Origin of the sequence: Pseudomonas sp. EA_65y_Pfl1_P113 (assembly GCF_963970525.1) — a bacterium.
Lineage (GTDB): Bacteria > Pseudomonadota > Gammaproteobacteria > Pseudomonadales > Pseudomonadaceae > Aquipseudomonas > Aquipseudomonas tritici.
The window spans coordinates 1-429 of sequence record NZ_CAXAQM010000692.1; the positions used below are offsets into that span (position 1 = coordinate 1).

1 protein-coding gene is annotated in these 429 nt (G+C 74.1%); it reads left to right on the forward strand.

All coding sequences use genetic code 11. The features are described 5' to 3' along the window. A partial coding sequence (locus AACY52_RS31750; protein ID WP_339561618.1) for an NAD(P)-dependent oxidoreductase occupies positions 1-429 on the forward strand: 429 nt, incomplete at both ends.

Here is a 429-nt window from a genome sequence, read left to right on the forward strand (position 1 = left end):
TGGGACGGGCGAAGCCGCCGACGCCAAGCGCCGCCTGCTGGAGCGCGCCGGGGCCGAAATCGTTGGCGAGGACGCGAGCGCTGCGCTGGCCATCGTCGCGCTGGAGGAACCTGCGCAGGCGCAAGCGGTGATCGCGCGGCTGAAGGCCCGCGGCGTGCTGGTCAACGCCGTCGATCGGCCCGATGATTGCGACTTCACGCTGCCCGCGATCATCGATCGCAACCCCGTGATCGTCGCGATTGGCACCGGCGGTGCCTCGGCCGGGCTGGCGGCGGCGGTGCGGCAACGGCTGGAGACGCTGCTGCCGCAAACGCTCGGGCCCCTCGCGACCGCGCTGTACCGCTGGCGGGCCACGATCCGGCTCGCTTTCCCGTCGCTGGAGGCGCGGCGGCGCGCGCTGGGCGCGGCCTTTGCGCAAGGCGGAGCGCT